We start from the raw sequence: 24,396 nt of genomic DNA on the forward strand, positions 1-24,396 counted from the left end.
TAATGGGGAACGATCTCGCCGCATTCGCCAAAGAGAACGGCGTCAAATATTTCATGATTTCCTATACGGACCTGTTCAGTGGCCAGCGTGCCAAGCTGGTGCCGGCGCAGGCGATATCAGACATGCAGAAGGATGGTGCCGGCTTCGCCGGCTTTGCCACCTGGCTCGATCTGACGCCGGCGCATCCCGACATGCTGGCGGTGCCGGATCCGACCTCGGTCATCCAACTGCCGTGGAAACCGGAAGTCGCCTGGGTCGCCGCCAACTGCATCATGGACGACAAGGAGGTCGGCCAGGCGCCGCGCAACACGCTGAAGCGGCTGATCGCCGAGGCAGCCGCCGACGGCATGCATGTCAAGACCGGCGTCGAGGCCGAGTTCTTCCTGATCTCGCCGGACGGCAAGGCGATCTCCGATGAATACGACACGGCATCGAAGCCTTGCTATGACCAGCAGGCGGTGATGCGCCGTTACGATGTCATCGCCGAGATCTGCGACCACATGCTGGCGCTCGGCTGGGGCGCCTACCAGAACGACCATGAGGACGCCAACGGCCAGTTCGAGATGAACTGGGCCTTCGACCACGCGCTGCCGACCGCCGACAAGCACTCCTTCTTCAAGTTCATGGTCAAGTCGATCGCGGAAAAGCATGGGCTGCGCGCGACTTTCATGCCCAAACCCTTCCAGGGCCTGACCGGCAATGGCTGCCACGCCCATATCTCGGTGTGGGACGAGACGGGCAAGACCAATGTGTTTGCCGACAACTCGATGGAACTCGGCCTCTCGGCCAAGGGCAAGAACTTCCTCGGCGGCATCATGAAGCACGCTTCGGCGCTCGCCGCGATCACCAATCCGACGGTGAATTCCTACAAGCGCATCAACGCGCCGCGCACCATTTCGGGCGCGACCTGGGCGCCGAACACGGTGACCTGGACCGGCAACAACCGCACCCACATGGTGCGCGTGCCGGGGCCGGGCCGCTTCGAGCTGCGCCTGCCCGACGGCGCGGCCAACCCGTATTTGCTGCAGGCCGTCATCATCGCCGCCGGCCTCGACGGCATCCGCTCCAAGGCCGATCCCGGCAAGCGCTACGACATCGACATGTACCAGCTCGGCCATACCGTCACGGATGCGCCGAAACTGCCGCTCAACCTGCTCGACGCGCTGCGCGAGTTCGACCACGACAAATCGCTCAAGGCGGCGCTGGGTGAGGAATTTTCGTCGGCATACCTAAAGCTGAAGCAACAGGAATGGAATTCCTATGCTTCGCACTTCACGCAATGGGAGCGCGACCACACGCTGGACATCTGACCTCCAACGCGTAGGGCGAGTGGCCTTGGAATGATCTTATGAAATATTCGATTTTCTCGCTCGCCCGCGCCGCTCTTTCCGGCCACAAGAACTGGCAACGCACCTGGCGCGACGCCGCCCCGAAGGATCGCTACGACGTGGTGGTCATCGGCGGCGGCGGCCATGGGCTCGCCACCGCCTGGTTCCTGGCCAGCGAGTTCGGCATCAAAAATGTCGCGGTGCTGGAAAAGGGCTGGATCGGCTCAGGCAATGCCGGCCGCAACACCACCATCATCCGCTCCAATTACGGCCTGCCCGGCAACACCGGCTTCTACGAATTGTCGATGAAGCTGTGGGAGCGGATGGAGCAGGACCTCAACTACAACGCGATGGTCAGCCAGCGCGGCGTCATCAACCTCTACCACTCCGACGCGCAGCGCGACGCCTATGCGCGGCGCGGCAACACCATGCGCATCAACGGCATCGACGCCGAACTGCTCGACCTGGCGGCGGTCAAGAAGATGATCCCGTTCCTGAATTTCGACAATGCGCGCTTTCCCGTGCAGGGCGGGCTGCTGCAACGCCGCGGCGGCACGGCGCGGCACGACGCGGTGGCCTGGGGCTACGCCCACGCTGCCAGCGAACTCGGCGTCGACATCATCCAGAATTGCGAAGTCACCGGCTTTGTCAGGGACGCCAACGGCAAGGTGACCGGTGTCGAGACCTCGCGCGGCAGGATCGGCGCCGGCAAGGTTGGCCTGGCGGTGGCCGGCTCTTCGTCGCGCGTCGCGGCGATGGCCGGCCTGCGGCTGCCGATCGAAAGCCATGTGCTGCAGGCCTTCGTCTCGGAGGCGATCAAGCCGCTCATTCCCGGCGTCATGACGTTCGGCGCCGGCCATTTCTATGTCAGCCAGTCTGACAAGGGTGGGCTTGTCTTCGGCGGGGACATCGACGGCTACAATTCCTATGCCCAGCGCGGCAACATGCCTGTCATGGAAGATGTCTGCGAGGGCGGCATGGCGCTGATGCCGATGATCGGCCGCGTGCGCCTGCTGCGCCAGTGGGGCGGCATCATGGACATGTCGATGGACGGCTCGCCGATCATCGACAAGACCCCGGTCGACGGGCTCTACCTCAACGCCGGCTGGTGCTATGGCGGCTTCAAGGCGACACCCGGCTCAGGCTTTGTCTTCGCCCATCTGCTCGCCCGCGATGAATCGCATGAGGAGGCCGCCCGCTTCCGACTCGACCGGTTCCGGTCTGGCGCTGTCATCGACGAAAAGGGCCAGGGCGCCCAACCGAACCTGCACTGAAGGCGGCTGGAACCATGCGCATCACCTGTCCCTTCTGCGGCGAACGCGAACTCGGCGAATTCACCTACCTCGGCGACGCCAAGCCGGTGCGGCCGGCACCTGGAGCATCGGAAGACGAGGTCTACGATTACGTCTATCTGCGCGACAATATCGCCGGCGTGATGGACGAGAACTGGTATCACGGCGGCGGCTGCCGAGCCTGGCTGAAGGTCACTCGCAACACGCTGAAACACGAGATTTCGGCGGTCGAACCGGCCGCTGGTGCTGGGGCGAGGCAGGTTGCGAAATGAATATCTTCTGTCAGGTTGGCGCTGCCCCTCATCCGCCTGCCGGCACCTTCTCCCCGTATAGTGACGGGGAGAAGGGAGCTGGCTGCTACTTCGGCGCCCATTCTGCAGCGTCGATGATCGGCGAAACCACCGACGAAGACGTCCTTCTCCCCGTCACTATACGGGGAGAAGTGCCCGGCAGGGCGATGAGGGGCAGCGCCGACCTTCCGATTGTGAGGCGTGCATCGTGACTTCCTTTCAACCCAATCGCCTCACGTCCGGCGGTCTCGTCGACCGTTCGGCGCCGCTGAATTTCAGTTTCGACGGCAAGAGCTTCTCCGGTTTCAAGGGCGACACGCTTGCCTCGGCACTGGTTGCCAACGGCGTCAAGCTGGTTGGCCGCTCGTTCAAATATCATCGCCCGCGCGGCATCCTGACCGCGGGGTCCGAAGAGCCCAACGCACTGGTCGAACTGCGCAGCGGTGCACGGCGCGAGCCGAACACCAAGGCGACGACGGCGGAGCTCTATGAAGGGCTCGACGCCGCCAGCCAGAACCGCTGGCCGTCGCTCGGCTTCGACGTGATGTCGGTCAACCAACTATTCGCGCCGATCTTCGTCGCCGGCTTCTACTACAAGACCTTCATGTGGCCGGCGAAGTTCTGGGAAGCGATCTATGAGCCGGCAATCCGCCGCGCCGCTGGCCTCGGCCGCGCCGCGGGCATCGCGGATCCCGACCATTACGACAAGGCGTGGGCGCATTGCGACGTGCTGATCGCCGGCTCAGGCCCGACCGGCCTCGCGGCCGCCCTCGCAGCAGGCCGCAGCGGCGCCCGCGTCATCCTGTGCGAAGAGGATTTTGTCCTCGGCGGCCGCCTGCTCGCCGATGGCGGCACGATCGACGGCATGCCGGCGGCCGAATGGCTTTCACGGACGCTGGCTGAACTCGGCTCCCTGCCCGACGTGCGCATCATGACCCGCACGACGCTGTTCGGCGTCTATGACGGCGGCACCTATGGCGCGATCGAGCGTGTCAACGACCACCTGCCCTCGCCGCCGGAGCACCAGGTGCGCCAACGACTGTGGCGGATCGTGGCCAAGCGCTGCGTCGTCGCGGCAGGCGCGCTCGAACGGCCAATCGTCTTTGCCGGCAACGACACGCCAGGCGTGATGATGGCGTCCGCCATGCGCAGCTATATCACCCGTTACGCCGCGGCACCGGCCAAGCGCATCGCGCTGTTCACCAACAACGAGGATGGCTGGCGCACGGTCGAGGCGGCACTCGGCGCCGGGCTGCAGGTCGCCGCCGTGATCGATGCGCGCGCGGAAATCTCGCCCGAGCACCGCTCGCTTGCCACCAAGGGCGGCTTTCCCATCCTGCATGGCTCCGTCAGCGGCATCGATGGCGGCAAGAATGGCGTGCGCAAGATTTCCGTCTCGCTCACCGGCGGCGCGCGCGCCGAAGTGGAAGCCGACGGGCTTGCCGTTTCCGGCGGCTGGAACCCGGCTGTCGGGCTCACCTCCTATCATCGCGGCCGGCCGAAATGGCGCGATGACATCGCCGCCTTCGTGCCCGACGGCGCGCCTCCGGGAATGGTCGCGGCTGGTGCCGCCAACGGTGCCTTCGGACTTGGCGCCTGCCTGCGCGAAGGATTTGCGGCGGGCGCGGCGGCGGCACGCGATGCCGGACACGGCAATGGTTCAGGTTCCACGCCGGTCGCCGATGACGAGGCCTTTTCGCTCACACCGCTGTGGCATGTCGCCGGCAAGGGCAAAGCTTTCGTCGACCAGCAGCACGACGTCACCGCATCGGATATCGAGCTGGCGCAGCGCGAAGGTTTTGAATCGGTCGAGCACCTGAAGCGCTACACCACGCTCGGCATGGCGACCGACCAGGGCAAGACCTCGAACGTCGCTGGCCTCGCGATCATGGCGGCGGTCACCGGCAAATCCATTCCAGAGACTGGTACGACAATCTACCGGCCGCCCTATGTGCCGGTAGCCATCGGCGCCTTCGCCGGCCATCATCGCGACGAGACTTTTCACGCGACGCGGCTGACGCCGTCGCATCATTGGGCGGCCGAGCAGGGTGCGATCTTCGTCGACACCGGGCTGTGGAAGCGCGCGCAATGGTATCCGCGCGCTGGCGAGAAGGACTGGCTGGAATCCGTGACCCGCGAGGTCAAGGCAGTGCGCAGCGGCGTCGGCTTCTGCGATGTCTCGACGCTGGGCAAGATCGACGTGCACGGCGCGGACGCCGGCGCCTTCCTCGACCGCGTCTACATCAACACTTTCTCCAACCTTGCGGTGGGAAAAGCGCGCTACGGGCTGATGCTGCGCGAGGACGGCATCGTCTACGATGACGGCACCACGTCGCGGCTGGCCGAGGACCACTATTTCCTGACCACCACCACGGCCAAGGCCGGGCTGGTGATGCAGCACCTCGAATTCTGCCGGCAAGTGCTGTTCCCCGAACTCGATGTGCAGCTGACCTCGGTTTCCGACCAATGGGCCCAATTCTCGATCGCCGGACCCAAAACGCGTGACCTGTTGAAAGAGATCGTCGATCCTTCGGAAGATCTTTCCAACGAGGCTTTTCCGTTCATGGGCGCACGCGAAGTTGCGTTGCGCGGCGGCGTCAGGGCGCGGCTGTTCCGCATCTCCTTCTCCGGCGAAATGGCGTTCGAGATTTCGGTGCCGGCGCGCTATGGCGAGGCGATCGCGCGCAATCTGATGATTGCGGGCCAGCCGTTCGGCGTGACGCCTTACGGCACCGAAGCGCTCGGCGTCATGCGCATCGAAAAAGGCCATGTCGCCGGACCGGAACTCAGCGGCACGACAACCGCCACCGACCTTGGCCTTGGCAAGATGATGTCGACCAAGAAGGATTTCATCGGTCGCGTCATGGCCGGCCGCGAGGCGCTGGTCGCACCGGATCGGCAGGTCGTCGTCGGCATCAAGCCGACCGACAAGGCGCGGCGCCTGCGTTCGGGCGCGCACATCATTCCGAAGGGGCAGACACCCGGGCCCGGCAATGACCAGGGCTACGTCACCTCGGTCTGCTTCTCGCCGACATCAGACCAATGGATCGGGCTTGCCCTCGTCGAGCGCGGCCGCGAGCGTATCGGCGAGATCGTGCATGCGCACGATCCGCTGCGCGGCGAAGACTATGACGTCGAGATTTGCAACCCCGTCTTCTACGATCCAGATGGAGGGCGCCAGCGTGGCTGAGTTTTTCTGGGAAACCCGCAGTCCGCTTGACCGCGCGCTGGTTTCGGGACCGTATGGCGCGCAAGGCGAGGCCGGCGTCACCCTGACCGAAATCCGCAATTTCGATCTCGTCCAGGTGATGGCGCGACGCGGCAAGGCGGCCGAGATGGCCAAGGCCGCCAAGGCGCGCTTTGGGCTTGCTGCGCCGGAAACACCGAAGACGGCTGGAGCAGCCGAAGCCACGCTCATCTGGTCGGGACCGGATCAGTTCTTCGTGCTGTCGAAAGGCGGCAGACATCAGGCGGCGTCGCTGTCCCCGGTTTTCGCGGCCTCGGCTTCGCTGTCGGACCAGTCACATGCGCGGGTGTTGATCAGAATTTCCGGCGCCAAGGCGCGCGCCCTGCTCGCCAAGCTGTCGTCGATAGATCTGTATCCGGCGACGTTCCCGGTCGGAGCCGCGGCAGCCACCTCGATGGACCACACCAGCGTCACGCTGTGGCGCGGCAACGATGCGCCGGACGGCCAGGCCGTGTTCAACGTCCTGGTGTTCGCGACCTTCGCCGAAAGCCTGTGGCACACGATGCTGGACTCGGCTGTCGAGTATGGAATCGAGATCGGGCATTCGGAGGACTTGGCGTAGCACCGCGCTTCTACCGCCGCCTTGCCAAACTCCGCTCCGCTGCTATTCTTGGTGCTAAAATAATTTCACGCACAGGCAAACTTGTTTCTCGAACCGCAAGGCTGAGATGAGCCAGTCGCCCTACCCCGCCGTGACAGCCGGACCGCCCCGGCCAAGCCTGATCCTGCGGCCCGGCCAGATCGCACTGCCGGCCGGCATGGAGCGCTATACCGTACCGGGCAACGGCGCGGTGCTGATCGAGGTCGAGGCCGGCGATACGATCACGGTTCGCAATGTCGAGGGCGGCCAGGCTTGCGAGTTGCTGGCCTGGGACGAGTCGGGCGTCACCGATCCCGGCATTCTCGGCGAAAAATCAAACAGCAATGCCGCCGGCATCAAGGCGCTGCTCGCCGACGGCGACGACAGTCTCGGCACACTGCGCCGTGGCCTCGAGCGTCGCCAGGTTCAGCTCGACCAGGCCAAGGCTGTGCGCGTGTTTGGCGGCACCACTCCGGCCGGTGCCGAGCAGGCATTCGCGATAGCGCGCGATGGTGCGATGCTGATTGCCGCGCCCGGCGGGCCTATGCTGGTCGACGGCCACGACACGGCGACGCCGCTCAGCGCCATCGTGCGGCGCAACACGATCCGCCCGAAAACAAAATCCCGGCTTGCCGATCCACTGGTCGATCCGGTGCTCGATCTGCGCGTCCATTCGGCGACGGCCGAATCCTATTTCGTCAAGGCGGGCGACTATCTGCAGATCATCGATGTCGACGGGCGCCAGTGCACCGACTTCCAGTGTTTCTCGGCACGCAAACTGGACAAGGGGCTCGACCATCCGCTCGACGTCACGACGACGCGCACGCTGATGGGCGCGAGCTATCCGATGCCCGGCCTGCATTCCAGATACTACGACCAGGACATGGAGCCGCTGGTCGAAGTGGTGCAGGACACGTGCGGCCGGCACGACGCCTTCGCGCTCGCCTGTGCGGCGAAATATTACGACGACATCGGCTATCCCGGCCACACCAACTGCTCGGAGAATTTCAACCGCGCGCTTACCGGCAAGGGCGTCAATCCCCGCGCCGGCTGGATGGCGATCAACTTCTTCTTCAACACGGCGATCGACGCGCATGGCGTGATGGTGTCGGACGAGCCATGGTCCCGGGCCGGCGACTATGTTCTGCTCAGGGCCCTGACCGACATCGTCTGCGTCTCCTCCGCCTGTCCTGACGACACGACGCCGGCCAATGGCTGGGACCTGACCGACATCCATGTGCGGACCTATTCCGGCCAGCACGAATTCTCGCGAGCGATCGCCAGACGCATGACGCCCGATTCGGAACCGAAAATGACCCGCGAGACAGCTTTTCATTCGAGCTTTGCCAAACACACGCGCGACTTCGTCGAGTACAGGGGCTATTGGCTAGCCAACTCGTTCGCCAAAGAAGGGGCTATCGCCGAATACTGGGCCTGCCGGCAGGACGCGGTGATCATGGACCTGTCGCCGCTGCGCAAATTCGAGGTCACCGGTCCGGATGGCGAAGCGCTACTGCAATACACGCTGACGCGTGACGTCAAGAAGCTCGGCGTCGGCCAGGTCGTCTACTCCGCCATGTGCTACGAGCATGGAGGCATGATCGACGACGGCACGCTGCTGCGGCTCGGCAAGGACAATTTCCGCTGGGTCGGCGGCGACGATCTATCCGGCGAATGGCTGCGCGAGACGGCGACGAAGCTCGGCCTCAACGTGTTGGTGCGCTCGTCCACCGACCAGATGCACAACATCGCCGTGCAAGGGCCAAAGAGCCGCGACATCCTCAAACAGGTGATCTGGACCTCGCCGCTGCAGCCATCGATCGAGGAACTCGAATGGTTCCGCTTCGCCGTGGCGCGCATCGGCGGTGGCAACGGCATTCCCATCGTGGTTTCACGCACCGGCTATACCGGCGAACTCGGCTACGAGATCTGGTGCCATCCGCGCGACGCCGAAAAGGTGTTCGACGCCATCTGGGAAGCCGGCCAGCCGCACGGGCTGAAGCCGATGGGCCTGCAGGCGCTCGACATGGTGCGCATCGAGGCCGGGCTGATCTTCGCCGGTTACGAATTTTCCGACCAGACCGACCCGTTCGAGGCCGGCATCGGCTTCACCGTGCCGCTGAAGACCAAGACCGACGATTTCATCGGCCGCGAGGCGCTGATCCGGCGCAAGGACCACCCGCAGACGAAACTGGTCGGCCTCGACATAGACAGCAATGTCGCCGTCGGCCATGGCGATTGCGTCCATATCGGCCGCGCCCAGATCGGCGTGGTCACGTCGGGCATGCGCTCGCCGGTGCTCGGCAAGACCATCGCGCTGGCGCGGCTCGACGTCACCCATGCGGCAGTCGGCACGGAGGTCGAGATCGGCAAGCTCGACGGCCATGCCAAGCGGCTGCCGGCGCGGGTCGTGGCCTTTGCCCACTACGATCCGCAGAAGACCAAGCCGCGCTCCTGACCTGCCCTTTTTGGGTTCGCAAAACGCCCGCCGGCCACGCCGCCGGACACTTTTTCATCCACGCGCGCAAGCGTGATGTGCACGGCTTCACAAATCGCTTGACGTGAAAGCGCGCCGGATCGATCTTCACTCCTAAGAAAAAAATACGACTGAGTGGAAACACTGCGGCCGGAACGATCATTTGCCGGGGAGCAAGCTTCGCGTAGCCGAGGCATCGCTGGCGGGGAGCATCGAAAAAGGGGAACTCATCGACATGAGCACGATAAGTACGGTCCTGGACCAGCCTGCCGAAAGCAAGCTGCTCAGGCATATCGACTGGCGCGGCGCCTTCTGGGTGGCGAGCGGCGTTCCGGCGCTGGTCCTGTTCTCGATCGGCGGCATTGCCGGCACGACGGGAAAGCTGGCCTTCCTGATCTGGACGGTGTCCATGATCATGGGCTTCCTGCAGTCCTTCACCTATGCCGAGATCGCCGGCCTATTTCCGAACAAGTCCGGCGGCGCCTCGATCTACGGCGCCACGGCCTGGCTGCGCTATTCCAAGTTCATCGCGCCGCTGTCGGTGTGGTGCAACTGGTTTGCCTGGTCGCCGGTCCTTTCGCTCGGCTGCTCGATCGCCGCCGCCTACATCCTAAACGCCCTGGCGCCGGTGCCGCTGTTCACCGAAACCTCGCCCGATGTCGTCGCCTACATCGCCGCGCATGCCGGAACGAGTGCCGCCGATGCGATCACTGCGGTGACGGCCGCCGCGACGCCGGCGATCCGTAACTGGACGCTGTGGAGCCACACGCTGGGTCCGGTCTCGTTCACGCTCAACGCCACCTTCTTCATCGGCGCGGTACTGATGTTGATCATCTTCTCGATCCAGCATCGCGGCATCCTGGGCACCGCCAGCGTGCAGAAATATATCGGACTGCTGGTCATCATCCCGATGCTGATCGTCGGGGTGGTGCCGATCTTCACCGGCCAGATCGACTGGTCGAACTTTTCGCCGCTGGTGCCGCTCGCCGCAGCCTACGCACCCGAGCCCGGTTCCTGGAACATCGCCGGCTGGACATTGGCGCTCGGCGGCATGTTCATCGCCGCGTGGTCGACCTATGGTTTCGAAACGGCCGTCTGCTACACGTCGGAATTCAAGAACCCCGGCACCGATACGTTCAAGGCGATCTTCTATTCCGGCCTGCTGTGCATGCTTTTGTTCATCCTGGTGCCCTTCACCTTCCAGGGCGTGCTGGGCCTGAACGGCATGCTGGCAACGCCGATCGTCGACGGCTCCGGCGTGGCCGATGCGCTGGCCGGCATGGTCGGCGGCGGCAGGCTGATCCACAGTCTTCTGGTGATGCTGATGATCCTGGCGCTGGTGCTCTGCATCATGACGGCGATGGCCGGCTCGTCGCGCACGCTCTACCAGGGCTCGGTCGACGGCTGGCTGCCGCGTTATCTCAGCCACGTCAACGAGCACGGCGCGCCGACGCGGGCCATGTGGACCGACCTCTGCTTCAACCTGATCGTGCTGGCCATTGCGTCGGCCGACGCGACGAGCTTCTTCTTCATCCTCGCCGTGTCGAACTGCGGCTACATCATCTTCAACTTCCTCAACCTCAACGCCGGCTGGATCCATCGCATCGACAACGGCCATATCGCACGGCCGTGGAAAGCGCCGAGCTGGCTCTTGGGGATCGGGGCGATCTTCGCCTATGTCAACGCCATCTTCATGGGCGCAGGCGCCAAGGTGTGGAACCCGATGGCGCTGTGGGCGGGGCTGATCACGGCCGCGCTGATCATCCCGGTGTTCTGCTTCCGCCACTACATCCAGGACAAGGGCAAATTCCCCGACCACATGCTGGCCGACCTCGGCATGGCGGGAGCCGACCTTTCGATCAAAAAGGCGGGCATGCTGCCCTATCTGACGCTGGTCGCCGGCGTGGCGGTCATGCTCATCGCCAATTGGGTGTTCGTCATCTGATGGTCTGACCGCCAGGCGGGCCAAGCTGTTGCATCAAGAAAAACCGGCCGGTCGCAAATCGACCGGCCGGTTTTTTTCTTATTCGGCCGCCAATGCCAGTTGCGGACGTTCGATGCCTTCGATCTCCCCTGGCTCCGGCGCATGTTCGTCGGTCTTGGCCTTCTTGGGCTCGCGGCCGAAGAAGAGCGCATACCCCGCCGGCAGCACCAGGATGGTCAGCACGGTGGCGACCATGATGCCGCCCATCATGGCGTAGGCGAGCGGCCCCCAGAACACGGCACGCGAGATCGGGATCAGCGCCAGCACCGCGGTCATCGCCGTCAGCACTATCGGCCTGAAGCGGCGCACCGCCGAGCCGATGATCGCCTCGGAACGGTCCATGCCCCTGGCAATGTCCTGATCGATCTGGTCGACCAGGATGATCGAGTTGCGCATGATGATGCCGAGCAGCGCGATGACGCCGAGGATGGCGACGAAGCCGAACGGCGCGCCGCTGATCAGCAGAGCGGCGGCGGCACCGATGATGCCGAGCGGACCGGTGGCCAGCACCAGCATCGCCTTGCCGAAGTTCTGCAGCTGGATCATCAGGAGCACGACGATGATGGCCAGCATGATCGGCGCCTTGGCGGCGATCGAAGCCTGGCTTTCGGCCGAATCCTCGGCCCCGCCCTGGATCTCGATCTTGTAACCAGGCGCCAGGCCGTCACGCAGGCCCTGCATGTCCTTGTACATCTTGGTGACGACGTCGTTGGACTGCACGCCGTCGGGCAATGTGGCGCGCACGCTGATCGTCGGCAGGCGGTCGCGGCGCCACTCTATGCCCTGCTCCATCACCGGCACCACCTTGGCGACCTGCGACAGCGGCACGAAGCCGCCGAAATCGGTGGGGATATAGACCGAGTCGACCGACGACAGCAGGCTGCGGCTGGCATCCGGCTCGCGGGCGACGATGGACACCGTCTCCTCGCCATCGCGGAAATCGTCGAGCGGCGCGCCGGACATCGCGGCCTGCAGCATCTGGCGGATGCGCTGCGAGGTGACGCCGAGCGCACGGGCGCGATCCTGGTCGATGACCAGTTTCATCGCCGGAACAGGCTCCAGCCAGTCGTCATGCACCGCGCCGAGCAGCGGATTCTGCCGGAACTTCGCCTTCACCTGGTCGGCGATGCGGCGCACCTCCTGGCGGTCCGGACCCATGACGCGCATCTGCACGGGCCAGCCGGTCGGCGGTCCGAGGAACAGGCGGTCGACCTTGGCACGGATCGACGGGAAATCCTGCGCCAGAACCGTGCGCAGCTTGACGATCAGCCGCTCGCGCGCCGGCTCGTCATTGGCCATGACAAGCATCTGGGCGAAGTTCGGATTGCGCAGCTGCTGGTCGAGCGGCAGGAAGAAGCGCGGGGCGCCCTCGCCGATGTAGGTGGCGATGAAACGCTTGTCCTTGTCGTCCATCATCTTGGCTTCCAGGGCCTTGGCCTGTGCCTCGACCTCCTTGATGCTGGTGCCTTCCGGCAGCCAGAGGTCGACGAGGATTTCGGGCCGAGACGATTGCGGGAAGAAATTCTGCGGGATGAACTGGAACGCCCACAGACTGGTGCCGAAAGTCACCAGCGTCATCACCAGGACGATGATGCGGTGGCGCACGGCCCAGCCGACCGTGGCGCGCAGCCGACGATAGAAGCTCGTGTCGAAGGCGTCGTGATGGCTGCCGGCATGCTTGCGCTGCTTCAGGATCATATGCCCCAGCCACGGCGTGAAATAGACGGCCACGAACCACGACACGATCAGCGCGATGCCGACGACATAGAACAGGGTGCGCACATATTCGCCAGCCGTCGAAGCGGCGAAGCCGACCGGGATGAAGCCGGCGGTGGTGATCAGCGTGCCGGTCAGCATCGGGAAGGCGGTCGAGGAATAGGCGAAGCTCGCCGCCTCGATCTTGACCAGCCCCTCCTCGAGCTTCCGCTCCATCATCTCGACGACGATCATGGCATCGTCGACGAGCAGGCCGAGCGCGATGATCAGCGCGCCCAGCGAAATGCGCTGCAGGTCGATGCCGATCTCGTACATGATGGCGAAGGTGGCGGCGAGCACCAGCGGTATGGCGATGGCGATCACCAGGCCCGAGCGCCAGCCGATCGACAGGAACGAGACGACAAGCACGATCAGCAGCGCTTCGCCGAGCGCATGCATGAATTCGCTGACGGCATCCCTGACGACTTCAGGCTGGTCGGAAATCTGGTCGACCGAAACGCCATAGGGCAGCGCTTCCTCGAAGCGCTTGTAGGTCGCCTCGACATCCTTGCCGACGTCGGTGACTTTGAAACCCTTGGCCATGACGACGCCAAGCTGCACGCTGTCGTGACCATTGAAGCGGTATTTGCGCTGGAAGGGGTCTTCCAGCCCCGAAGTCACGGTGGCGATGTCGCCCAACCGGGTGACCTGGCCGCCGGCGCGCAGGCGCAGTTCGCGGATGTCGGCGGCCTTGGCGACGTCGCCTTCGACGGAGATGCGCACCGAATTGGCGCCGGTGTCGACGGAGCCCGCGGGGTCGACGTTGTTCTGGCCCTTGATCGCATTCTGCAGGTCGGTCAGCGTCAGTCCGCGTTCGGCCAGCGCCTTGGACGAGACATCGATGTAGAGTTTTTCCGGCTGGTCGCCGATGATGACGGCCTTTTCGACGCCGGGCGTCGTCAACAGCATATCGCGCGCCTGGATGGCGAACTTCTTCAGCTCCGGATAGGAGAAGCCGTCGCCGCTGATCGAATGCAGCGTGATGAAGGTGTCACCGAACTCGTCGTTGAAATACGGACCGAGCAGGCCCTGCGGCAGATCGCCTTGGATATCGCTGACCTTCTTGCGCACCTGATAGAAGGCGTCCTTGACTTCTTCGGCATTGGTGTCGCCCTTGATCTGCACGGTGATGATGGCGCTGCCGGCCCGGGTGAAGGAACGCACGAAGTCGAGATGCGGCGTCTCCTGCAATTTGCGCTCGATCTTGTTGACGACCTGGTCTTCCATCTCCTGGATCGAGGAGCCCGGCCAGATCGCCTGCACGACCATGACGCGGAAGGTGAAGTCGGGATCCTCCTTCTGGCCCATGCGCATCAGGCCGAGCGCGCCGGCGATGATGATCAGCCCGAACAGGAAGCGCGCAATCGAGGGATGGCCAATTGCCCAACGAGAGAGATTGAAGGGCCGCTTTTCTTCAGTGGAGGTCGTCATCGGTGCTGGTCCACTTTGCTTGGTTGCCGGCGCCATTGTGCTTCGAGGAAGGTGCTCCGAAGAAGCGCGGCGCGCGAAACGAAATCATCTGCGTTCGGTACTGGTTTCCGGGCGGCGTCGCTCTTCGAGCGGAGAGACACTCATCGCGGTGGGACGCGAGGATCGATGCGGGGGTACATCGGTCTTGACGTCTCGACCTTTCGGGCACGCCGCCCGGAAACCTGCGGCCGCGGGAACGCGCGGCCGACCTGTCTGTCGTCAGCGCAACTGGCTGGCTTCCCCGCCCTCGGCCGAGGCGGACTGCTGTGTGATGCCGCCGGCGAGCTTCACCTTCAGGTCCTCGGTCATGAACTGCGTACCGGCGGCGACCACGATATCGCCCGGTTTCAATCCCTCCGCGACACGCACGCCGTCGGCGGCGAACTCGGCGACCTTGACCGGACGGGCATGAACGGTGTCGGCGCCACGATCGACGGTCCAGACGATCGATTGGCTGTCTTTCTCGGCGAGCGCACTGAGCGGGATGGACACGAGCTGCTTTTCGTTGGCTGCCGACGCCTCGATATTGGCGGTCATGCCGAGCAGCACGCGCGGGTCGTTGGGCAGGCTGACGCGGACGGCAAAGGTGCGCGACTGCGGGTCGGCGCTGCCGGCGACCTCGCGAACCTTGCCGTCGAGCTTCAGCCCATCGTCTGACCAGAAACCGGCCTTGACGTCCTTGCCCGGCTTGAACTGCGCGATCTCCATTTCCGGAACCGCGATCAGAACTTCCTTTTCGCCATCGACCGCGACGGTAACCACTGGCGTGCCCGACCCGACCACTTGGCCGACATCGGCGTTGACCGCCGTGACGATGCCGTCCCTGTCGGCCTTGAGGTCTGTATAGCCGACCTGGTTCCTGGCCTGGGCAAGGGTCGAGCGGGCGGAGTCGCGTGTGGCGACGGCCTGGTCATAGGTCAGCGTCGCCTGTTCGAGCTGCGATTTCGGCGCGAAGTTCTTGGCGAATAGCTGCTCGGCGCGCTTGCGGGCGAGTTCGACGGTTTCAACCTGCCGTTCGGCGGCATCCAGCGCGGCCTGCGCGCTCTTGACCGACAGGTCGTAGTCTGACGGATCGATGCGGGCGAGAACATCGCCAGGCGCCACGCGCTGGCCGATGTCGACGAGACGCTCGGTGATCTTGCCGTTGACGCGGAAACCCAGCGTGCTCTCGGTGCGGGCGCGCACCGATCCGGAATAGGACAGCGTGCGGGTATCATGCGCCTGGGCGATCTCGACGACCTTGACCGGGCGGATGATGTCCTTCACCTCCGCTTTTTCCTGCGAGCAGCCGGCGAGCCCAAGCGATGCGACGATCAGGCCGGCAACTGGCAGCTTGCGAAGGATGGAACTGGGCAAAAACATCGTGATACTCCCGACTGGAGACGGACTGTCGACACCGGCACCGGCTGGCGGCGGCTATTTCAAGGCTCTGATTGCGTAATCGATGAGGTCGTCGGGCATCGCCCGATTGGTCTTGGCGAGGCACTGCGCCACCATCTGCGGATGGCACAGGATGACGGTGGCGGCACCGAAACAGCGCGACGCGGTCACCGGGTCCTGTTTCCTGAACTCGCCGGCCTCGATACCCTCGCGGATCACCTCGGCGAAGAGATCGTGGATGCTGTCGACATGCTTGTCGATGACGCCCCAATCGCGCTCAAGGGCGACGATGACCATCTCGTGCACCTTCTGGTCGTCGAGCATCACCTCCATCGTCATCTTGTACTGTGCATGCACGTAGCGCCGCAGCCTCTCCTCGGCGCTGACCGGCAGGTGCATGATCTCGTAGGCCATGTTGTAGCTGGCGCCGAGCATCCGGCCACAGACGGCCTGGTGGATTTCAACCTTGGAGGCAAAGAAACGATAGATGTTGGCCGGCGACATGCCGAGTTCGCGGGCAATGTCTGCGACGTTGGTCTTGCCGTAGCCATAGTGCCGGAACAGGCGCTCGGCGCAATCGAGAATGCGCGTCACATTTTCCTGTCGGGCGACGTCGGCGACGATGTTGGCGGCTTCGGACATAGCTCTCTGTCAAATAACGAGTGACGAATTTCGATTTTCATCACTCGTAAATCGAAAAGAGCACTGTGTCAACGCAGATTCGATGTACGCGTACGATAGGTGACAGATGGTGACATCCAATAGACGTCACAAGGCGCCCTCAGGATGCGGGCCTCTGAAAATATTCTCTCGAAAGGCCGCCGGACGGATTCAGGCGACCTTGGCCATTTCCCGCAGCCGGAATTTCTGGATCTTGCCGGTCGAGGTCTTCGGTATCTCGGCGAAGATCACCGCTTTCGGCACCTTGAAGCGGGCGAGCAGACCGCGGCAGTGCTCGATGATCTCGGCCTCGCTCGCCTCCTTGCCCGGCTTCAGTTCGACATAGGCGACAGGCACCTCGCCCCATTTGTCGTCATGACGTGCGACGACGCCGCAGGAGGCGATGGCGGGATGCTTGTAGAGCGCGTCCTCGACCTCGATCGAGGAAATGTTCTCGCCACCGGAGATGATGATGTCCTTGGAGCGATCCTTGAGCTGGATGTAGCCGTCGGGGTGCATGACACCAAGATCGCCGGAGTGGAACCAGCCGCCGGCGAAAGCCTCGTCCGTCGCCTTGCGGTTCTTCAGATAGCCCTTCATGACGATGTTGCCCCGGAACATGACTTCGCCGATGGTCTCACCGTCGGCGGGTGTTTCGGCCATGGTTTCGGGATCCATCACCGTCAGGCCTTCGAGCGCGGCATAGCGCACGCCCTGCCGTGCCTTCTTGCCCGCCCTCGCCCCTTTGTCGAGCGCGTCCCAAGCATTGTGCCATTCGTTGACCACGGCGGGACCATAGGTTTCGGTCAGACCGTAGAGATGGGTGACGGCAAAGCCTGCGTCCGCCATGCCCGACAGCACGGCTTCGGGCGGAGGGGCGGCGGCTGTGTTGAAGGTGACCGTCTGCGCAAACGCGCGCTTGTCTTCCTCCCTGGCGTTGATCAGCACCGACATGACAACCGGCGCCCCGCACAGATGCGTGACGCCGTGGTCCGCGATGGCGTCATAGATCGGCTTCGGCCGTACCCAGCGCAAGCAGACATGCGTGCCGGCCTGGACGGCGAGCGTCCAAGGAAAACACCAGCCATTGCAATGGAACATCGGCAAGGTCCAGAGATAGACCGCGTGCTTGGCCATGCCGGCATGGATGGTGTTGGTGTAGGCCATCAGCGCCGCACCACGGTGATGGTAGACGACGCCCTTGGGATTGCCCGTCGTGCCCGACGTGTAGTTGAGCGAGATGGCGTCCCATTCGTCGTCGGGCATCGACCACGTGAAATCCTCGTCGCCGCCAGCGACAAAATCCTCATAGTCCGACGTGCCGACCCGCTCGCCTTTCGGATAGGGCGCGTCAGCGGCGTAATCGGGATCGTCGTAATCGATAACCAGCGGCTTGACCTTGGCCAGACCGAGCGCCTCCCGCACGACTCCGGAAAACTCGCGATCGACGATGAGCACCTTGGTCTCGGCGTGGTCGAGTTGGAAGGCGATGACCGCGGCGTCGAGGCGCGTGTTGAGCGAGTGCAGCACCGCCTTGGTCATCGGCACGCCGAAATGCGCCTCCAGCATCGGCGGCGTGTTCGACAGCATGACCGTCACCGTATCGCACTTGCCGATGCCGTGCTTGGAAAGGGCCGAGGCGAGCTTCAGCGAGCGGCGCCAGAAATCGCGGTAGCTGATGCGCTGGCCGCCATGGATGATGGCAATGTGGTCGGGATAGGTTTTCGCCGCGCGCTCCAGATAGGTGAGCGGCGTCAGCGGCTGGTGGTTGGCGGCGTTCCTGTCGAGATCCTGTTCGTAGGGATTGGCCATCCCGTCCTCCCCAAAGTCTTTTCGAGCTTTCTAACCCCGGGCTCGTCGTCACGCTATCCCCCCTGAAGGGCTGAGAATGCTATACTGCGCCGACTTGCTGGAATGGTGATCTCGATTGTGCCACGACGGCAGAAGATCCCTTCCCGTTCATCCGAATTTGACTTTTGTCGAGAGCCGTGACTAATGTCAGCCAAGGAGGCGGCATGGCGATCCGACCGGCAGAACAGCTCATCCACAAGGCGGCCTGGCTTTACTATGCCCATGGGCTTCGCCAGGACGAAGTGGCCAATCAGCTCAACATTTCACGCGCTTCCGTCGCCATGTATCTGCGCAAGGCGCGCGAGACGGGGATCGTCAACATCTCGACCTCGACGCAGCTCTTCACCGACGACGTCATGGCGCGCAGGCTGGAAGACGCCCTGAAGCTCGACGCCGTCTGGATAGCGCCGGAAAGCGCCTATCTCGCCGACCCCTCGACCGATATCGCGGTGCTGGCGGCAAGCGTCTTCCTGGAACTCGTCAGGAAAGGCGATCGCATCGGCGTCGCCTGGGGCCGCACCGTCTACACGATCGCCGACATCATGTCCTATGCCGACCTGCAGGACGTCACCGTGGTGCAGCTCTGCGGCAATCTCGGCGCGCCGTATTCCTACCGGCCCGACCAGTGCACCATGGAAATCGCGCGGCGGCTCAATGCCAAGGGCCTCAACTTCTACGCGCCTCTGGTGCTGTCGACCGAGGAACTGGCGCAAGGCCTGCGCGCCGAGCCGGTGATCCGCGATCAGCTTGCCGGGATCAGCGACTGCGATCTTGCGCTCTACTCCATCGGCGCGGTCGATGCCGACAGCCATCTGGTGAAGTGCGGCGCGCTGACGGCAGCCGAGATGGCGGCACTGCGCGGGGAAGGTGCCGCCGGTGTCATTGCCGGGCAGATCATCGACGCCGGTGGCGAGTTGCTCGACTGCAGCTACAACCGGCGGGTCATCTCGGCTGGGCTTGCCTCACTGCGCGTCATCGAGAAGCGGCTGATGGTCGTGCAGGAAGACAGTAAGTTCGAGCCGCTGCTCGCGGCCATCGCCGGCGGCCTCTGCACGCATCTGGTGGTCGGCGCACGCATGGCGCAGCGGCTGCTCGATCATGCCGGAACGTCAGCAGAAAAGGCATCCTGAAAACCAATCCTTTGCCGACGCATCGTCATCAAGGCGTCGTGGCATTCCTGTTTCACCATCAAAGACAGCAACTGGACGAAGCGAACATGAAGAATTTGTGGAACGACGACGCGGCCGAAAAACTCGTTGCCGACTATGCGAAGAAGGGCGTCGGTCGCGACTTGGCCTTGCGTGTCTACACGACGCGGCTTCTGGGCGGCGTGCCACAGCTGGTCCTGCATGGCGGCGGCAACACCTCCTGCAAGATCAAGGCGACCGACCTCGTCGGCGACGAGTGGGACGTGCTGTGCGTCAAGGGCAGCGGCTGGGACATGGCCGTCATCGAGCCGCAGGGTCTGCCCGCCGTCAAGATGGGCGCCCTGCTCAAGGCGCGCAAGCTGGACAGGCTTTCCGACGAGGACATGGTCGCCCTGCAGCGGGCAAACCTGATCGACCCCGCCTCGCCCAACCCTTCGGTCGAGACCCTGCTGCATGCGTTCCTGCCGCACAAATTCGTCGACCACACCCATTCGACCGCCATCCTGGCCATTGTCGACCAGGAAGACAGCAAGCCGCTGGTGGCAAAGGTGTTCGGAACAAAGATGGGCTACGTGCCCTACATCATGCCGGGCTTCGACCTCGCCAAGGCAGCGGCCGATGTCTTCGACGCCGACCCAACGGTAGAAGGCCTGATCCTCGACAAGCATGGCATCTTCACCTTCGGCGACGACGCCAGGCAAGCCTATAACCGGATGATCCACTATGTGAACGTCGCCGAGGACTATGTGGCCAAGCATGCCAAGCCCAAGGCTGCAAAGGCGGCATTGCCGGCAAGGCTCGCGTCACCGGCGGAGATCGCGCCGATGCTGCGCGGCGCTGTCGCGGCGCCACGCGGCGAAGGCCGCTTCGACCGCATGATCAGCGATTTCCGCACCTCGGACGCGATCGTCGATTTCATCAATTCGGCAGAGATCGCCGACTATGCCGGACGTGGCGTGTCGACGCCGGATCTGTCGATCCGCATCAAGACCGGGCCGATGGCCGTGCCTGCGCCCGATGCTGACAAAATCGGTGACTACAAGGTGGTGATCGAGAGCCATGTCGACGGCTTCGCCAGCGATTATCGCGCCTATTTCGAGACCAATGACGCGCTCGACGACGTCAAGCGCACCATGCTCGACCCGATGCCCCGGCTGACGCTGGTGCCGGGGCTCGGCATGTTCGGCCACGGCCGCACGCTGAAGGATGCCAGGATCGCATCGGACGTCGGCGAGATGTGGATCGAGGCAGTGCGCGGTGCGGAGGCGGTCGGGCGCTTCCACCCATTGTCCAAGGCCGACCTGTTCCCGCTCGAATACTGGTCGCTTGAACAGGCCAAGCTCGCTTCCAACAAGCCGAAGCCGCTGACCGGACAGGTGGTGCTGATCACCGGCGGCGCCGGCGCGATCGGTGCGGCGACGGCAAAACTGTTCGCCGACAATGGCGCTCATGCCGTCGTCGTCGATCTCGACGCCGAAAAGGCCGCTGACGCCGCCAGGAAGGCCGGCAACAATTCGATCGGCGTTGGCGCCGACATCACCGACCCGGCTCAGATGCGCGCCGCCTTCGACAAGGCGGTGGCCGTGTTCGGCGGCGTCGACATATTGGTGTCCAATGCGGGTGCTGCCTGGGAAGGCCGCATCGGCGAGCTTGACGATGCGCTGCTGCGCAAGAGCTTCGAGCTCAATTTCTTCGCCCACCAGTCGGCGGCGCAGAACGCCGTGCGCATCATGCTCGAACAGGGCACCGGCGGCGCTCTCCTGTTCAACACCTCCAAGCAGGCGGTCAACCCCGGCCCGAAATTCGGCGCCTATGGCGTGCCGAAAGCGGCGACACTGTTCCTCTCCAGGCAATACGCGCTCGACTACGGCGCCCATGGCATCCGTTCGAACGCCGTCAACGCCGACCGCATCCGCTCCGGGCTGTTGACCGACGCCATGATCGCCAGCCGCTCGGGCGCGCGCGGCGTGTCGGAGAAGGAATACATGTCCGGCAATCTGCTCGGCCAGGAGGTAACGGCACAGGATGTGGCACAGGCCTTCCTGCACCATGCCCTGGCCGACCGGACGACCGCCGATGTGACGACGGTCGACGGCGGCAACATCGCGGCGGCGCTGCGATAGGCTTGCTGCCTGAACGTTCGCAGCGATCCGCTTGTAAGAGTTGCGAATCGTAGCTACATTGTGGCTCAACATGAAGGAGCCACGATATGGCAACGGATTCAGTGGTCCGCGCTCGCATCGACAGCGCTACGAAAGATCAGGCAACGGAGGCCTTGGCAGCCATGGGCTTGTCGGTCTCCGATGCCATTCGCCTGCTTCTGGTGCGCGTCGCCGCCGACAAGGAATTCCCTTTCCCAGTGAAAGTGCCGAACGCCACCACTCAAAAGGCCATGGCCGAGTTGGAAAAAGGCAAAGGCAAGCGCTTTGCCTCGGCTGATGAGTTGTTCAAGGATTTGGGAATCTAAGCGTGCCAGTGCCCATTCACTCCGGGCAATTTCGCCGGGACGTGAAGCGTATGGAAAAACGTGGCAAGAACCTGGGCAAGTTGCGCGATCTGTTAGGCCTGCTCATCGCCGGACATGAACTGCCGGCGATGTATAAGGATCATCCTCTGAAAGGGGATTGGAAAGGCTTTCGTGACGCGCATATCGAACCAGACTGGCTCCTGATCTACCGCGTTGTCGGCGACGAATTGCAGCTTGCCCGTACCGGTTCCTGTTCAACGAGTGAACGTCATCGAAAAAGCCGCCCGCAGCGATTTGCTGCAGGGCGGCTTTCATTTCGTCTCAACTCAGCAACCAGCAAGAGTTTTGTGCCGAAAGCTACTTCGCGTTCGGGTTCGGCATCCAGGCAGGCATGGCGACATCGGCATGGGCGAACTGCGGCAGCTTGGCCGACAGGTCTTCCATGTTCTTGATGTCCTTGTCGATCAGCTCCTTCTGGGTGATCAGCGTCGGCGGCACGATGACGTTGTGGCCGGGATCTTCGCCGGCGAGCAGTTGCGCCAGGGCGCGCACCGAGACCTGGCCGACGACGGCCGGGTTGGTCGCCGCGGTCGCCGCCCACGCACTGTCAGGCTCGCGCATCGCCGCGATGTCGGACGTCGAAATGTCGGCCGAATAGATCTTGATCTTCTTGTTCAGGCTCGCTTCGTCGACGGCGATCTTCACGCCCTTGGCGAATTCGTCATAAGGGGCGAACATCACGTTGATGTCGGGGTGCGCCGACAGCACCGAGCGCGCCTGGTTGGCGACCGAGTTGGCGATCGGATTGTCGAGCGTGCCAAACATGGCGGCTTCCTTGATGCCGGCATATTTCTTCTTCACGTCGACCCAGGTTTCGTTGCGGCGGTCGAGCGGCGCGATGCCGGCGACGTAGACATAGCCGGCGTTCCAGCTTTCGCCATTATCCTTGACCGCCTGCTCGAGGGCCAGACGCGCCAGGTCCTTGTCCGACTGTTCGATCTGCGGGATCTTGGGGTTTTCGACATTGACGTCGAATGCCACCACCTTGATGCCGGCGTCGACGGCGCGCTGGGCGGCGTCCTTCATCGATTCCGTCAGGCCGTGCTGGATGATGATGCCCTGCACACCGAGCGCGATGGCCTGGTCGACCATGTCGGACTGAAGGGCGGCGTCCTGGCGGCTGTCGAGCACGCGCAGATCGATGCCGAGCGCCTTCGACTGCGCCTCGACGCCCGACAGGTAGGCCTGGAAGAAGTCGCCGGTCGAGAGATAGCGCACCAGCGCGATCTTGACGCCGGGCTTGTCGAATGGCGCCGGCTTGTCCGCGGCCAATGCCGGGACCTGCATCAGCATGGTTGCGCCGGCCAGCCCGAGCGCCACCTTCCCCAGAAGTCTTCTTGTGATGTTCACCTTGTTTTCCTCCACTTTTGTTGAACCCAAAATCCTATCCGGCCGAATGCTAGCTCCTGCCCCTGCCCGAAAGGGCAAAGGTGAAGACAAGGGCGACGACCAGAACCACGCCCTTGACGAAATCCTGCGTGTAGTAAGGCGCGTTCATCATCGTCAGGCCTTGCAGCAAGATGCCGACGAACAGCGCGCCGACGGCGGTGCCGAAGGCGTTCGGCTTGGCGGCGCCGAGCACCGCGTAGCCGATCAGCGCCGCGGCAACCGCATCGAGCAGCAGATTATTACCCGAGGCGATGTCGCCGCGTCCAAGCCGGGCGGCGAGCAAAATGCCGCCGATCGAGGCAAAAACTCCTGAAATGACGTAGGCCCAGATCTTGTATGCCTTGACAGGCGCGCCGGCGAGTTCGGCGGCGCGCTCATTGGAGCCAACGGCATACATCATGCGGCCGAAGCGGGTATATTCGAGGAAGAACCAGATCAGCACGGCCAGCACCAGAAGCACGACGACCGACACCGGGATGAGGTTCGGGATGAAGAAGTCGAAGCGGTGGCGGCCAAGCGCCAGGAAGGAATCGGAGAACTTGCCGTTGGCGACCGAGCCGTCGGGCATGGTCATGCCGGTGGCGATCGAGCGGCCTTCTGTCGGGATGCGCTGCAGGCCGACGAGCAGGAACATCATGCCGAGCGTCGCCAGCAGGTCCGGCACGCGCATGTAGACGATCAGCCAGCCATTGATCAGGCCGACAATGGCGCCGATCAGCAGGCAGACGATGACCGCCACGAAAGCGTTCTGCTCCAGCACCACCATGACATAGGCCGCCGCCATCATGGCCGAGGTCGCGACCGAACCGATCGACAGATCGAAGCCGCCGACAACCAAAGTTGCGGTAACGCCGAGCGCCAGCACGCCGGTGATGGCGACCGACTGGAAGATGAAGACGGCGCTTTGCGGCGAGACGAACCCGTCGGCGGCGATCGCGAAATAAGCGACCAATCCGAACAACAGCACTATGAACCCATAGCGGATGGCGTAGTCGCGCAGCGTCATTGCGCGCACCCCG

17 protein-coding genes are annotated in these 24,396 nt (G+C 63.7%); 11 read left to right on the forward strand and 6 right to left on the reverse strand.

The window, feature by feature from the left end; translation table 11 throughout:
• Positions 1–2 precede the first annotated feature (2 nt).
• The 7 genes from glnT (at position 3) to FJ970_RS27155 (ending at position 11,158) form a co-directional block, all read left to right on the forward strand.
• A complete protein-coding gene (gene glnT, locus FJ970_RS27125) occupies positions 3–1,310 on the forward strand; it encodes a type III glutamate--ammonia ligase (RefSeq protein ID WP_140757641.1) in 1,308 nt (435 codons plus the stop codon).
• A 38-nt stretch (positions 1,311–1,348) separates the two neighbouring features.
• On the forward strand, positions 1,349–2,602 hold the full coding sequence (locus FJ970_RS27130) for a sarcosine oxidase subunit beta family protein (RefSeq protein WP_140757642.1): 1,254 nt from the start codon (positions 1,349–1,351) through the stop codon (positions 2,600–2,602).
• Between the two features lie 14 nt (positions 2,603–2,616).
• Positions 2,617–2,892, forward strand: coding sequence for a sarcosine oxidase subunit delta (locus FJ970_RS27135; RefSeq protein WP_140757643.1), 276 nt, complete (start codon positions 2,617–2,619; stop codon positions 2,890–2,892).
• Between the two features lie 226 nt (positions 2,893–3,118).
• Entirely contained in the window at positions 3,119–6,100 is a 2,982-nt protein-coding gene (locus FJ970_RS27140; RefSeq protein ID WP_140757644.1) for a sarcosine oxidase subunit alpha, read from the forward strand.
• Positions 6,093–6,719, forward strand: a complete 627-nt coding sequence (locus tag FJ970_RS27145; protein WP_140757645.1) for a sarcosine oxidase subunit gamma — start codon at positions 6,093–6,095, stop codon at positions 6,717–6,719. The genes FJ970_RS27140 and FJ970_RS27145 overlap by 8 nt, the downstream gene beginning before the upstream one ends.
• Positions 6,720–6,825: 106 nt before the next feature.
• Positions 6,826–9,195 carry a DUF1989 domain-containing protein gene (locus FJ970_RS27150; protein ID WP_140757646.1) on the forward strand — a complete coding sequence of 790 codons (2,370 nt, stop codon included), beginning with the start codon at positions 6,826–6,828 and terminating at the stop codon, positions 9,193–9,195.
• A 253-nt stretch (positions 9,196–9,448) separates the two neighbouring features.
• On the forward strand, positions 9,449–11,158 hold the full coding sequence (locus FJ970_RS27155) for an APC family permease (protein WP_140757647.1): 1,710 nt from the start codon (positions 9,449–9,451) through the stop codon (positions 11,156–11,158).
• A 78-nt stretch (positions 11,159–11,236) separates the two neighbouring features.
• On the opposite strand, the gene FJ970_RS27160 is transcribed toward FJ970_RS27155, so the two are convergent.
• From FJ970_RS27160 to FJ970_RS27175, 4 genes are all read right to left on the reverse strand, one after another.
• Entirely contained in the window at positions 11,237–14,383 is a 3,147-nt protein-coding gene (locus tag FJ970_RS27160) for an efflux RND transporter permease subunit (protein WP_140757648.1), read from the reverse strand.
• A gap of 258 nt (positions 14,384–14,641) precedes the next feature.
• Positions 14,642–15,784, reverse strand: coding sequence for an efflux RND transporter periplasmic adaptor subunit (locus FJ970_RS27165; RefSeq protein WP_140757649.1), 1,143 nt, complete (start codon positions 15,782–15,784; stop codon positions 14,642–14,644).
• A gap of 54 nt (positions 15,785–15,838) precedes the next feature.
• Entirely contained in the window at positions 15,839–16,444 is a 606-nt protein-coding gene (locus FJ970_RS27170; protein WP_140757650.1) for a TetR family transcriptional regulator, read from the reverse strand.
• A gap of 189 nt (positions 16,445–16,633) precedes the next feature.
• Positions 16,634–18,274, reverse strand: coding sequence for an acyl-CoA synthetase (locus tag FJ970_RS27175; RefSeq protein ID WP_140757651.1), 1,641 nt, complete (start codon positions 18,272–18,274; stop codon positions 16,634–16,636).
• 203 nt (positions 18,275–18,477) lie between these two features.
• Here FJ970_RS27175 and FJ970_RS27180 point away from each other — a divergent pair, with 203 nt between their 5' ends.
• The 4 genes from FJ970_RS27180 (at position 18,478) to FJ970_RS33960 (ending at position 22,380) form a co-directional block, all read left to right on the forward strand.
• Positions 18,478–19,443: a sugar-binding transcriptional regulator gene (locus FJ970_RS27180; RefSeq protein WP_140757652.1), complete on the forward strand. Its 966-nt coding sequence runs from the start codon at positions 18,478–18,480 to the stop codon at positions 19,441–19,443.
• Between the two features lie 86 nt (positions 19,444–19,529).
• Positions 19,530–21,584: a bifunctional aldolase/short-chain dehydrogenase gene (locus FJ970_RS27185; RefSeq protein ID WP_140757653.1), complete on the forward strand. Its 2,055-nt coding sequence runs from the start codon at positions 19,530–19,532 to the stop codon at positions 21,582–21,584.
• A gap of 86 nt (positions 21,585–21,670) precedes the next feature.
• A complete protein-coding gene (locus FJ970_RS27190) occupies positions 21,671–21,928 on the forward strand; it encodes a type II toxin-antitoxin system RelB/DinJ family antitoxin (RefSeq protein ID WP_140757654.1) in 258 nt (85 codons plus the stop codon).
• Between the two features lie 50 nt (positions 21,929–21,978).
• Positions 21,979–22,380: a type II toxin-antitoxin system YafQ family toxin gene (locus FJ970_RS33960; protein ID WP_415752012.1), complete on the forward strand. Its 402-nt coding sequence runs from the start codon at positions 21,979–21,981 to the stop codon at positions 22,378–22,380.
• On the opposite strand, the gene FJ970_RS27200 is transcribed toward FJ970_RS33960, so the two are convergent.
• Together FJ970_RS27200 and FJ970_RS27205 are read right to left on the reverse strand one after the other, a co-directional pair.
• Positions 22,286–23,338: a substrate-binding domain-containing protein gene (locus FJ970_RS27200; protein WP_140757655.1), complete on the reverse strand. Its 1,053-nt coding sequence runs from the start codon at positions 23,336–23,338 to the stop codon at positions 22,286–22,288. The two genes, FJ970_RS33960 and FJ970_RS27200, sit on opposite strands and share 95 nt — an antisense overlap.
• Before the next feature lie 49 nt (positions 23,339–23,387).
• Entirely contained in the window at positions 23,388–24,383 is a 996-nt protein-coding gene (locus FJ970_RS27205; protein WP_140757807.1) for an ABC transporter permease, read from the reverse strand.
• Positions 24,384–24,396: the final 13 nt, after the last annotated feature.

It is taken from the genome of Mesorhizobium sp. B2-1-8 (assembly GCF_006442545.2).
Taxonomy (GTDB): domain Bacteria; phylum Pseudomonadota; class Alphaproteobacteria; order Rhizobiales; family Rhizobiaceae; genus Mesorhizobium.